The sequence below is a fragment of the Nocardia sp. NPDC051321 genome, from assembly GCF_044455225.1.
Classification (GTDB): domain Bacteria; phylum Actinomycetota; class Actinomycetes; order Mycobacteriales; family Mycobacteriaceae; genus Nocardia.
The window spans coordinates 13,078-25,328 of sequence record NZ_JBITEM010000007.1; the positions used below are offsets into that span (position 1 = coordinate 13,078).

The following is a 12,251-nucleotide window of genomic DNA, read 5'->3' on the forward strand; positions in this document are numbered from 1 at the left end:
ATCTCAGACAGTTCGTCCGATTTGTCTCCCGGTCAGCGCGCCGTCGATGGTTGATTACTGGGTCATCATCCCAGTCTCACAACGGTTTTCAGCGCAACAGCGGGCCGAGCGCGTCGAGCACCCGGCTGGCGAGCAACGCCTTCGACCCGTGATCGAGCGACTGTTCGGTACCGTCCGCACCGAGCAGCCAGCCGTTGTTGGTGTCGACCTCGAACGCCTTGCCCTCGCCGACCGCGTTGACCACCAGCAGGTCACACCCCTTGCGCGCCAGCTTGGCCCGCGCGTAGGTGAGGACGTCGCCGTGCTCGTCGCCGGTCTCGGCGGCGAAGCCGACGATCGCGGTGCCCGCCAACTGCCCGTCGCTACGCGCCTGCACCAGACCGGCCAGGATGTCGGTGGTCTTGGTGAGCGCGATGACGTCGGGTTCCCCGGCGCCCTTCTTGATCTTGGCCGCGGCCACATCGGTGGGCCGGAAATCCGCCACCGCCGCCGCCATGATCACCGCGTCGGCGCCGACCGCGTGCTTGTCCACGGCGGTCTTGAGCTGTTCGGCGGTGGTGATGTGCACCAGGTCGACGGCCGCGGGCGCGGCCATCTCGATCGTGTTGCCCGCGATGAGCGTGACGTGTGCGCCGCGCTGGGCCGCGACCCGGGCCAGGGCGTAACCCTGCTTCCCGGAGCTGCGGTTGCCGAGGAATCGCACCGGATCCAGCGGTTCCCTGGTACCGCCCGCGGTGATGACCACCCGGCGGCCTTCCAGGTCGCGCGGGATGGCGTCGGCGCGTTCCAGCAGCAGCGTGGCGAGCCCGAAGATCTCCTCGGGCTCGGGCAACCGGCCGGGACCGGTGTCGGTGCCGGTGAGCCGGCCCGACGCGGGTTCCATCACGATCGCGCCGTGCGCGCGCAGCGTCGCGACGTTGGCGATGGTCGCCGGATGCTCCCACATCTCGGTGTGCATCGCGGGGGCGAACAGGATCGGACATCGGGCCGTCAGCAGCGTGGCGGTGAGCAAATCGTCGGCGCGACCCTGGGCCGCGCGCGCCATCAGGTCGGCGGTCGCCGGGGCGATGACCACGAGGTCCGCCTCCTGGCCGAGCCGGACATGCGGCACCTCGGGCACATCGGTGAACACGTCGGTGTGCACCGGGTTCCCGGACAGTGCCTCGAAGGTTGCCTTGCCGACGAATTGCATCGCCGCCTCGGTGGGGATCACCCTGACCTGGTGTCCGGTCTCGGTGAACCGCCGGACCAGCGAACAGGCCTTGTACGCGGCGATCCCGCCGCCGACACCGACAACGATCCGTGTGGTCACTACGCCTCCGGCCTAATTGTTGTCACAGAACTCGCCTGGCTACTCGCCTTCGGCGTGCTCGAGCAGGTCGGAGTGGATCTCGCGCATGGCGACCGAGAGGGGCTTTTCCTGCAGGCCCGGCTCGACCAGCGGGCCGACGTACTCGAGGATGCCGTCGCCGAGCTGGTTGTAGTAGTCGTTGATCTGACGCGCGCGCTTGGCGGCGTAGATGACCAGGGCGTACTTGGACGAAGTGCGCTCCAGCAACTCATCGATCGGGGGGTTGGTGAGGCCGATCGGGGTGTCGTATGCGGGAACGACTTTGCTGTCCGTACTGCTCACTAGGGGTGCTCCTGCGGGTCTGGGGGCTGGCAGCCGGTGAAGCCGGCCGGGTCTGTGTTACGAACTCGAATTTGTGCTAACGAACAAGGATACCAACTGCTCGCAGGCGCTGGTCACCTCGTCGTTCACGATGACGATGTCGAACTCGTCACAGGCCGCCAATTCGATCCTGGCGGTTTCCAGCCTGCGCTCGATCACTTCCGGTGATTCGGTGCCCCGCGAGGTGAGCCTGGCGACCAGTTCGTCCCAGCTGGGCGGGGCGAGAAAGGCGAGGATCGCTTCGGGGATGGCCTTGCGTACCGATCGCGCGCCTTCTAGATCGACCTCGACCAGTACGGGCAAACCCTCTGCGAGGGCGGCCCGTACCGGTGCGGCCGGGGTGCCCGAACGTTGCAAACCACCGTGTATATCAGCCCACTCGAGTAGTTCGCCCGCCGTGATCATGGCGTCGAACTCTTCCCTGGACACGAACCGATAGTCGAGGCCGTCGACCTCCCCGGGCCGAGGGGCCCGAGTCGTTGCCGACACACTGAAGATCAGGTGCGGCAGTCGCTCGCGGACACAACGGACCACGGTCGACTTGCCAACGGCCGAGGGGCCGACCAGTACAACCAGCCGACCCTTTCGCGTATGTTCGACCACCCTCGTTATCAGGCGTCGAAGTCGAACCGGGCGAGCAGCGCCTTGCGCTGCCGATCGCCGAGTCCGCGCAGACGCCGGGTGGGGGCGATCTCCAGTTCACTCATGATTTCCGCTGCCTTGACCTTGCCCACCTTCGGCAAAGCCTCCAGCAGCGCCGACACCTTCATCTTGCCGAGAATCTCATCGGACTCGGCATCGGTGAGGACCTGCTTCAGGTTGGTGCCGCCTCGCTTCAGGCGCTCCTTGAGCTCCGCCCGAGCGCGGCGAGCGGCAGCCGCCTTCTCCAAAGCAGCGGCGCGCTGCTCGTCAGTCAGCTGGGGAAGGGCCACGGTTCCTCCGTCTCATCGTTCATTGCATCAACTCCTGCCGGTAACCCGGCAGTCTCAGCGACCGTACCCACGGCATCCGCAGATTGCGAACCCACCCCCCAGGTCAGCGCATGATTCCGGATGCCGTAGACGCGAGAGCGGGGCGATCCGCACTGCTCCTCTGTCGCTGCGCAGATCGTACCGCCGAAATCGCGAAATGCCTCCTCAGCAGGGAGTTTTCACGATTGACACAGGTTAGCGGGAGGGTTGCTATGACGTGACATGGGTCGCCAGCAAACCCATGCCTGCGCGACCAGGAACTTTCTCGAAAATTCCCGCGTGTCGCGTTGTCCTTCAGCGTGTCGTGGGCCACAGACAGGTCGAACGACCGATTCGGACGGACTCCGACACCGATCGATTGTCGAGGTGCACGGCCGAGTTTGTCGACCTGCACTGATCACATCGCGCTTCTGGGCCGATCCGAGCCCGTCAGCTCATCTGGGCACCATTTGGGCGGGAAACGGGCGCAGCAGGGCACCCAGACCCCGCTACGGACCACATGCACGCGTGCACATGACCGCACTCGGCCGGGAAAAGAGCCGAGACCGGCGCGATCGCGCCGGTCTCGGTGGGTTATTTCCGCAGGAACGCGAACGTCTCTTGGAGTTCGCTCACTCTGGCGCGTAACGCGGGGACCCCCGGTCCGTCGCGCAGCACCTCCCGCGAGGCGGTCGGCACCGCCGCCGCGAACATCGCCTCCGGGACCAGGTCACGGACGTTTTCCGGGCCCCCGCCCTGGGCGCCGACGCCCGGCATCAGGATCGGCCCGTTGAGCGCGGACAGGTCAGGCGCCTCGGTCAATGTCGCACCGATCACCACGCCGACCGATCCGAATTCCACCCCTGCGTTGCGGGCGGCGGCCGCGTCGACCATCGTCTGCGCGATGGTGCGGCCGCCTCCCGTGATGACCCGTTGCACCTGCGCCCCTTCGGGATTCGAGGTCGCCGCGAGCACGAAGACGCCACGGTTGTTGGCCTCGGCCAACTCCAAAGCCGGTGCCACCGAGCCGAATCCGAGGTACGGCGAGACCGTCACCGCGTCCGAGCCGAGCGGCCCGTCGCCGAGCCAGGCGTGCGCGTAGGCGTCCATGGTGGAGCCGATGTCGCCGCGCTTGGCGTCGGCGAGCACCAGGGTGCCCGAGGCCCGCAGCACCTCGATCGTGCGCTCCAACACCGCGATTCCGGCCGAGCCGTAGGTCTCGAAGAACGCGACCTGCGGCTTCACCAGCGCGACGCGGCCGTCGAAGGCCTCGACGCAGATCTCCGCGAACTTCTCCAGTCCGTCCGCGTCGGCGGTCAGACCCCACGACTCCAGCAGACCCGGATGCGGATCTATGCCGACACACACCGGACCGAAATGCCCCATGGCGTGCTGCAATCGAGCGCCAAAACTCTGCACCTCATCGACTCCGTCCAGGTCAGCCACGCAACACCGAATGCAGTTCCTGCAGCGAACGCACCCCGATCCCGCCGTTGATGCTCGCCTCGATGCCCTGCACGGCGGCGGCCGCGCCCTGCACCGTGGTGATGCACGGGATGTTCACTCCGACCGCGGCGCTGCGGATTTCGTAGCCGTCCACGCGCGGGCCGGAGTTGCCGTACGGGGTGTTGAACACCATGTCGATCTCGCCGTCCCTGATCTGTTCGACGATGGTCGGCTGCGGCGCATCGCCATTGGCGTCCACCGTATCCGGGTCGGAGTGCTTGCGCACCCGTTCACACGGAATACCGTTGCGGCGCAACATCTCCGCGGTGCCCTCGGTGGCCAGGATGCGGAACCCGAGGTCGTGCAGGCGCTTGACCGGGAACACCATGGCGCGCTTGTCCCGGTTCGCGATGGAGACGAACACGGTGCCCTCGGTGGGCAGCGAACCGTAGGCGGCGGTCTGGCTCTTGGCGAAGGCCGTGCCGAAGTCGGCGTCGATGCCCATCACCTCGCCGGTGGACTTCATCTCCGGGGAGAGCAGCGAATCCACGCCGGTGCCGTCGGCCTTGCGGAACCGGTGGAACGGCAGCACGGCCTCCTTCACGGCCACCGGCGCGTCGAGCGGGACGTGCCCGCCGTCGCCCTCGCCCGGCAGCATGCCTTCCTTGCGCAGGTCGGCGATGGTGGCGCCGAGCATGATCCGCGCGGCCGCCTTGGCCAGCGGCACCGCCGTGGCTTTAGAAACAAATGGCACGGTACGGCTTGCCCGCGGATTCGCCTCCAGCACGTACAGCACGTCGTCCTTGAGCGCGTACTGCACGTTGAGCAGGCCCTTGACGCCGATGCCCTTGGCCAGCGCGACGGTCGAGCGGCGCACCGCCTCGATGTCGCTGCGGCCCAGCGTGATCGGCGGCAACGCGCAGGCCGAGTCGCCGGAGTGGATGCCGGCCTCTTCGATGTGTTCCATCACGCCGCCGAGGTAGACCTCCTCGCCGTCGCACAGCGCGTCGACGTCGATCTCGATGGCGTCTTCCAGGAACCGGTCGACGAGCACCGGGTGCTCGGGGCTGAGCTCGGTGGCCCGGGAGATGTAGCCCTCCAGGGAGTTCTCGTCGTAGACGATCTCCATGCCGCGCCCGCCGAGCACGTAGGACGGGCGGACCAGCACCGGGTAGCCGATGCTCGCGGCGATCTTCTTGGCCTGCGCGAAGGTGGTCGCGGTGCCGTACTTCGGCGCGGGCAGCCCGGCCGCGGTGAGCACGTCACCGAATTCGCCACGGTCCTCGGCCAGGTCGATGGCGGCGGCGCTGGTGCCGACCACCGGGACACCGGCGTCGGTGAGCCGCTGGGCAAGGCCGAGCGGGGTCTGCCCGCCCAGCTGCACGATGACGCCCGTAACGTGCCCCGACTCGCTTTCCGCGTGATACACCTCGAGCACGTCCTCGAAGGTGAGCGGCTCGAAGTAGAGCCGGTCAGCGGTGTCGTAGTCGGTGGAGACGGTCTCCGGGTTGCAGTTGACCATCACCGTCTCGTACCCGGCCTGCGAAAGCGTCTGTGCCGCATGCACACACGAGTAGTCGAACTCGATGCCCTGGCCGATCCGGTTCGGGCCGGAGCCGAGGATGATCACCTTGTCGCGCTCGCGCTGCGGCGCGACCTCGGATTCCGCGGCGGGATCGAGCTCGTAGGTCGAGTAGTGGTACGGGGTCTTGGCCTCGAACTCGGCGGCGCAGGTATCGACCGTCTTGAACACCGGACGGACACTGAGCCGGTGCCGCAGCGCGCGAACGCCGGTCTCCCCGGCCAACTCCGGGCGCAACGCGGCGATCTGCCCGTCGGACAGGCCGTAGTGCTTGGCCCGGCGCAGCAGCGTCTCGTCGAGCACGGGCGCTGCCATGAGCTCCGCGCGCAGCTCGACCAGACCGGCGACCTCGGCGACGAACCACGGGTCGATTCCCGAAGCGGCGGCGACGTCTTCGATACTCGCACCGAGCCGCAGCGCACGCTCGACCTGGTAGATGCGTCCCTCGATGGGCGTGCGCAGGTCGGCCAGGATCGCTTCGACGTCAGTCCATGCGCCGTCGTCCTGAGTCCAGAACCCGGCGGCCTTGGTCTCCAGCGAACGCAGCACCTTGCCGAGCGCCTCGGCGAAGTTGCGCCCCAACGACATTGCCTCGCCGACCGACTTCATGGTGGTGGTCAGCGTCGGGTCGGCACCGGGGAACTTCTCGAACGCGAACCGCGGCGCCTTGACCACCACGTAGTCCAGCGTCGGCTCGAAGCAGGCCGGGGTCTCCTTGGTGATGTCGTTGACGATCTCGTCCAGGGTGTAGCCGATGGCCAGCTTGGCGGCGATCTTGGCGATCGGGAAACCCGTTGCCTTGGAAGCCAATGCGGACGACCGCGAGACGCGGGGGTTCATCTCGATGACGATCAGGCGGCCGTCGGCCGGGTCCACCGCGAACTGGATGTTGCAGCCGCCGGTGTCGACGCCGACCTCACGCAGGATGTCGATGCCGAGGTCGCGCATCTTCTGGTACTCGCGGTCGGTGAGCGTCATGGCGGGCGCGACGGTCATCGAGTCGCCGGTGTGCACGCCCATCGGGTCGACGTTCTCGATCGAGCAGACGATGACCACATTGTCGTTGCGGTCGCGCATCAGCTCGAGCTCGAATTCCTTCCAGCCCAGGATGGATTCCTCGATGAGCACGTTCGCGGTCGGCGAGGCGGACAGGCCGCCACCGGCGATGCGGTCGAGATCCTCGTCGTTGTAGGCCATTCCGGAGCCGAGGCCACCCATGGTGAACGAAGGCCGCACCACCACCGGGAAGCCCAGCTCGGCGACGGTGTCGCGCACCTCGTCCATCGTGTAACAGACACGGGAGCGGGCACTTTCGCCGCCGACCTTGGCGACGATGTCCTTGAACTTCTGCCGGTCCTCACCGCGCTGGATGGCGTCGAAGTCGGCGCCGATCATCTCGACGTTGTACTTCGCCAGCACCCCGTTCTCGTGCAGCGCGACCGCGGTGTTCAGCGCGGTCTGGCCGCCCAGGGTGGCCAGCACGGCGTCGGGGCGCTCCTTGGCGATGACCTTCTCGACGAACTCCGGCGTGATCGGCTCCACGTAGGTGGCGTCGGCGAACTCGGGGTCGGTCATGATGGTCGCCGGGTTGGAGTTCACCAGTGAAACCCGCAGGCCCTCGGCCCGCAGCACCCGGCACGCCTGGGTGCCGGAGTAATCGAACTCGCAGGCCTGTCCGATGACGATCGGGCCGGAGCCGATCACCAGGATGTGCTTCAAGTCATTACGACGTGGCATCAGATTCCCTTCCGCTGCGCGGCAGGGCCGCCTTCCATGAGACCGGCGAACCGGTCGAAGAGATAAGCAGCGTCGTGCGGTCCGGCGGCGGCCTCGGGGTGGTACTGCACGGAGAACGCGCGGCCGTCGATGAGGCGGACGCCCTCGACCGTGCCGTCGTTGGCGCAGACGTGGCTGACCTCGGCCTTGCCGAACGGGGTGTCGAACTGCTCGCCCTGCTCGCCCTCCAGCGCGAAGCCGTGGTTCTGCGCGGTGATCGCGATGCGGCCGGTGCCGTGCTCGATCACCGGGATGTTGATGCCGCGGTGGCCGAACTTCATCTTGTAGGTCTTGCGGCCGAGCGCGCGGCCGAGGATCTGGTTGCCGAAGCAGATGCCGAACAGCGGCAGGCCGCGCTCGAGCACGCCCTCGGTCAGCGCGACCGCGCCGTCCTGGGTGGCCGGATCGCCGGGGCCGTTGGACAGGAAGACGCCGTTCGGGTTCAGCGCGAGGATCTGGTCGATCGAGGTGTTCGACGGCACCACGTGCACCCGCATGCCGCGCTCGGCGAACATGCGCGGGGTGTTGGTCTTGATGCCGAGGTCGACCGCGACCACGGTGAAGCGGGGTTCGGCAGCGCCTTTCCCGCCCGCCGCCCCCACGGCTTCGATGGTGTAGATCGAGTCGGTGCTCACCTCTTCGGCCAGGTCGGCGCCGAGCATGGACGGCTGGCCGGTGACCCGGCCGAGCAGCTCGTCGGTGTCGGCGAGGGCGGCACCGGAGAAGATGCCCGCCTTCATCGAGCCGCGGGTGCGCAGGTGACGCACCAGGGCGCGGGTGTCGATGCCAGCGATGCCGACGATGTCCTGGCGTTGCATCGCCTCGGGCAGCGTGCCGGTGGCCCGCCAGTTGGAGGCGCGGCGCGCTGGGTCGCGGACCACGTAGCCGGCCACCCAGATCTTGCCGGACTCGTCGTCCTCGTCGTTCCAGCCGGTGTTGCCGATCTGCGGTGCCGTGGCAACCACGATCTGGCGGTGGTAGCTGGGGTCGGTGAGGGTCTCCTGGTACCCGGTCATCGCGGTGCAGAACACCGCCTCACCGAGCGTCTCGCCCACGGCGCCGTAGGCCGAACCGCGGAAAACCCGGCCGTCCTCCAGCACTAGAGCAGCGTCTTGTTGCGTCATCCCTCGTCGTCTCCCGTCGTAGTGCTGTTGTTCGCCTGCCGCGTCCAAGCCGGGTACACCGACTTGTCGTCACCTCGGAAACCGGTATCTATCTCGGTTCCGGTGGGCAGCTTCCAGCGAACTACCAGCACACCATCTGCTGTCATTACTTTGCCCGCGTGCCCGCGCTCGGTGCGCACCGCGGTGATGGACTCCTGCGGGATCCAGATCACCGTCGCGCCGTCGCGCTCGAGCAGAATTCCTCGTTCGAACCGGGTGAGTTCCGCCGTGGCCCGGAAACCCAAGTCGCCGACCGCGATCCGGTTCTGCCAGCTGGGCGCCATGGTGCTGCCGAGATACAGTCCGGTGGTCGGCTCCAGCACCTGTGCACCGAGATCGGCGGGCACGGTGGGCAATTCACCGATGCTGGCCTCTTGGCGCGCGGCCCGGTTCTGCCAGCCCCGGTACATCAGCCAGACGCACAGGGCGAACAGCGCGAGCAGCCCGATAACCCACAGTGTTCTCTCCACTTACGGACCTCCTCGGATCCCCACCGCTTTACCGTCGCGAGCAGTTACCCGACCCCGGAGCAACGTCGTTGTCACTCGGGCCGGGAACGTCATGTCCTCGAACGGTGTGTTGTTCGAGATGCTGGCGAGTTCCTTCGCGCGCACCGTCCAGCTGGCTTCGGGGTCGACCAGCGTCAGGTTCGCGGGCTCACCGACCTCGATCGGCCTGCCGTGCTCGTCGAGGCCGACGATCGCGGCGGGCTGCTCGCTCATCACCCTGGCGACGCCGCGCCAGTCCAGCAGGCCGGGTTCGACCATGGTCTGCACGATGATCGAGAGCGCGGTCTCCAGGCCGAGCATGCCGGGGCGGGCCGCGGCGAACTCGCAGCACTTGTCCTGTTCGGCGTGCGGGGCATGGTCGGTGGCGACGCAGTCGATGATCCCGTCGGCCAGCGCCTGGCGCAGCGCGGCGGCGTCGGATGCCTCACGCAGCGGCGGGTTCACCTTGTTGACCGCGTCGTAGGTCTCCAGGCGCGAGTCGTCCAGCAGCAGGTGATGCGGGGTGACCTCGGCGGTGATCGAAATGCCTTGCGACTTGGCCCATTTCACCAGCTCCACGGTGCCCGCGGTGGAGGCGTGGCAAATGTGCACGCGCGCACCGGCATCGCGGGCGAGCAGCGCGTCGCGGGCCACGATGGACTCCTCGGCGGCGCGTGGCCAGCCGGCCAGGCCGAGCCGGGCCGCGGTGGGGCCCTCGTGCGCGACCGCGCCTTTGGTGAGTCGCGGCTCCTCCGCGTGCTGGGCGATGAGCACGCCGAGGGTGTTCGCGTATTCCAGTGCGCGCCGCATGAGCAGCGGGTCGTAGACGCAGTGACCGTCGTCGGAGAACATCCGCACCGCGCCGGCACCGCTTGCCATGGTGCCCATTTCGGCGAGCTGCTTGCCTTCGAGGCCGACGGTGACCGCACCGACCGGGTACACGTCGACCAGGCCGACCTCCTGGCCGCGGCGCCACACATGATCGGTGACGACCACCGAGTCCGCGACCGGGCTGGTGTTGGCCATCGCGAACACCGCCGTGTAACCGCCCAGTGCGGCTGCGGCGGAACCGGATTCGATGGTCTCGGTGTCCTCGCGGCCCGGCTCGCGCAGGTGCGTGTGCAGGTCGACGAAGCCGGGCAGCAGGATTTGGCCCTGAGCGTCAATGACTTCCGCGTCGTCGGCGCCGAGATCGGCACCGATCTCCCGGATCACCCCGTCGGCGACCAACACGTCGACCGGTTCACCGGCGCCGTAGATCTTGGCGCCCTTGATCAGAAGTTGCGTCATGCCACCGCCTCCTGCGTACCGACCAGCAGCCGGAACAGGACGGCCATGCGCATGTGTACTCCGTTCGTCACCTGTTGCAAGATCGCGGCCTGCGCGGAATCGGCTACCGGCGAGGCGATTTCCATGCCGCGCAGCATCGGGCCGGGATGCAGCACCGTCGCGTGTTCGGCCAGCAGGGCGAGCCTGCGTTCGGAAAGTCCGTAATTGATCGAGTATTCGCGGGCCGACGGGAAAAAGCCGCCGTTCATCCGCTCGGCCTGCACGCGCAGCATGAGAACCGCGTCGGCACCGGGCAATTCGGCGTCCAGCGAATGCGCGATCCTGGCAGGCCAGGCGTCCACGCCGACCGGCAGCAGGGTGCGCGGGGCGACCAACACCACTTCCGCGCCGAGGGTGTTCAGCAGAAAGACATTGGAGCGGGCGACCCGGCTGTGCAGGATGTCACCGACAATGACGACCCGCTTGCCCTCGATATCGCCGAGCCGCTGACGCAGGGTCAGCGCGTCGAGCAATGCCTGAGTGGGGTGCTCGTGGGTGCCGTCACCCGCGTTGATGATGGCAGGCCCGGAGTTACCCGACGAGAGCGCCCAGGCGTCCATCCAACGCGCGATCTGGTGTGCCGCACCGGAAGCCGGGTGCCGCACGATCAGCGCGTCCGCGCCCGCAGCGTGCAGGGTGAGCGCGGTGTCGCGCAGGGATTCGCCCTTGGAGACCGAGGAGCTGCTGGCGCTGACGTTGATCACGTCAGCGCTCATCCACTTGCCCGCCACCTCGAAGGACACCCTGGTGCGGGTGGAGTTCTCGTAGAACACCGTCATCACGGTGCGTCCGCGCAGCGTCGGCAGCTTGTGTACTTCGCGGCCGAGTAAGGCCTGCTCGAAGCGCTCGGCCTCGTCCAGCAACTCCGTCGCGGTCGCGCGATCAAGATCACCAACGGTAAGCAGATGCCTCACGACTCCACCTCGCTGACGCTCGGCTCCGTCGTTCGGCACCAGGCCGCTGTGTTATCGGTTCGCTCGCTGCGCTCACTCACGACTCCACCTCGCTGACGCTCGGCTCCGTCGTTCGGCACCAGGCCGCTGTGTTATCGGTTCGCTCGCTGCGCTCACTCACGCTTCAGCCTCCTGACGCAGGTAAACGCCGTCGCGGCCGTCGTGTTCGGTGAGTAGGACCGAGATGTCTTCGGAGCGCGAGGTCGGCACGTTCTTGCCCACGTAGTCGGCCCGGATCGGGAGTTCGCGGTGACCGCGGTCGATGAGCACCGCGAGCTGCACGGCGCGGGGGCGGCCGAGGTCGCGCAGCCCGTCGAGTGCGGAGCGGACGGTGCGGCCGGAGAAGAGGACGTCGTCGATCAGCACGACCAGCGCGTCTTCGATGCCGCCCTCGGGGACCGAGGTGCGCTCGAGCGGCCGGTGCGGCCGGGTGCGCAGATCGTCGCGGTAGAGGGTGATGTCGAGCGAGCCGAGGGCCGGGCGGACGCCGGAGAATTCCTCGATCTTGTCCGTGAGCCGGGCCGCCAGGGAGGTGCCTCGGGTGGGAATGCCGATGAGCACGACGCGCGGTGCGCCCTGCTCGCCCGCGTCCAGCGCGGTCTTTTCGATGATCTGATGCGCGATGCGCGCGATGGTCCGACTGACATCGGAAGCCGACAACAGCTCCCGCCCCGCCTCCACCCCCTCGGGGGTGTGTCGCTGCGATGTTTCGGCAGCGCCGGACTTGGCGGCCCGTTCGGGCACGGCCATGCCGACCTCCTTCCCCGCCTCACCGGACGGTCCGTTAAAGGATGTCTTATGGCAAGCAGCGTAACAGCGGCCGGAGGCGGGCTTTCACCAGGTGCGGTGCGGTGTGAGCCGAGCCACGGGAAGGGAGTGGGCCCGGCCACAA

The 12,251-nt window shown here is 67.8% G+C and carries 11 protein-coding genes; all 11 read right to left on the reverse strand.

Going from position 1 to position 12,251, the window contains the following annotated elements; all coding sequences use genetic code 11:
- Positions 1-88: 88 nt before the first annotated feature.
- The 11 genes from coaBC to pyrR all read right to left on the reverse strand — a co-directional run bounded on the left by coaBC (position 89) and on the right by pyrR (position 12,109).
- Positions 89-1,312 carry a bifunctional phosphopantothenoylcysteine decarboxylase/phosphopantothenate--cysteine ligase CoaBC gene (gene coaBC / locus ACIA8C_RS17555; protein ID WP_396991004.1) on the reverse strand — a complete coding sequence of 408 codons (1,224 nt, stop codon included), beginning with the start codon at positions 1,310-1,312 and terminating at the stop codon, positions 89-91.
- Between the two features lie 39 nt (positions 1,313-1,351).
- Complete coding sequence (gene rpoZ, locus ACIA8C_RS17560) at positions 1,352-1,633, reverse strand: DNA-directed RNA polymerase subunit omega (RefSeq protein ID WP_397135755.1); 282 nt, start codon at positions 1,631-1,633, stop codon at positions 1,352-1,354.
- 57 nt (positions 1,634-1,690) lie between these two features.
- Complete coding sequence (gmk, locus tag ACIA8C_RS17565) at positions 1,691-2,275, reverse strand: guanylate kinase (protein WP_397135757.1); 585 nt, start codon at positions 2,273-2,275, stop codon at positions 1,691-1,693.
- Between the two features lie 8 nt (positions 2,276-2,283).
- Positions 2,284-2,604 (reverse strand): integration host factor, actinobacterial type, encoded by a 321-nt coding sequence (gene mihF / locus ACIA8C_RS17570; RefSeq protein ID WP_014986450.1) that lies wholly within the window; start codon positions 2,602-2,604, stop codon positions 2,284-2,286.
- A gap of 612 nt (positions 2,605-3,216) precedes the next feature.
- Entirely contained in the window at positions 3,217-4,041 is an 825-nt protein-coding gene (pyrF, locus tag ACIA8C_RS17575; RefSeq protein WP_397136545.1) for an orotidine-5'-phosphate decarboxylase, read from the reverse strand.
- A gap of 19 nt (positions 4,042-4,060) precedes the next feature.
- On the reverse strand, positions 4,061-7,387 hold the full coding sequence (carB, locus tag ACIA8C_RS17580) for a carbamoyl-phosphate synthase large subunit (RefSeq protein WP_397135759.1): 3,327 nt from the start codon (positions 7,385-7,387) through the stop codon (positions 4,061-4,063).
- Entirely contained in the window at positions 7,387-8,550 is a 1,164-nt protein-coding gene (gene carA / locus ACIA8C_RS17585; RefSeq protein ID WP_397135761.1) for a glutamine-hydrolyzing carbamoyl-phosphate synthase small subunit, read from the reverse strand. The genes carB and carA overlap by 1 nt, the downstream gene beginning before the upstream one ends.
- Positions 8,547-9,059: a transporter gene (locus ACIA8C_RS17590; RefSeq protein ID WP_397135763.1), complete on the reverse strand. Its 513-nt coding sequence runs from the start codon at positions 9,057-9,059 to the stop codon at positions 8,547-8,549. The genes carA and ACIA8C_RS17590 overlap by 4 nt, the downstream gene beginning before the upstream one ends.
- Positions 9,060-10,367, reverse strand: coding sequence for a dihydroorotase (locus ACIA8C_RS17595; RefSeq protein WP_397135765.1), 1,308 nt, complete (start codon positions 10,365-10,367; stop codon positions 9,060-9,062).
- Entirely contained in the window at positions 10,364-11,320 is a 957-nt protein-coding gene (locus tag ACIA8C_RS17600) for an aspartate carbamoyltransferase catalytic subunit (RefSeq protein ID WP_397135767.1), read from the reverse strand. Before ACIA8C_RS17600 ends, ACIA8C_RS17595 begins: the two co-directional genes overlap by 4 nt.
- Before the next feature lie 156 nt (positions 11,321-11,476).
- Positions 11,477-12,109, reverse strand: coding sequence for a bifunctional pyr operon transcriptional regulator/uracil phosphoribosyltransferase PyrR (gene pyrR, locus ACIA8C_RS17605; protein ID WP_364731667.1), 633 nt, complete (start codon positions 12,107-12,109; stop codon positions 11,477-11,479).
- Between the last annotated feature and the right edge of the window lie 142 nt (positions 12,110-12,251).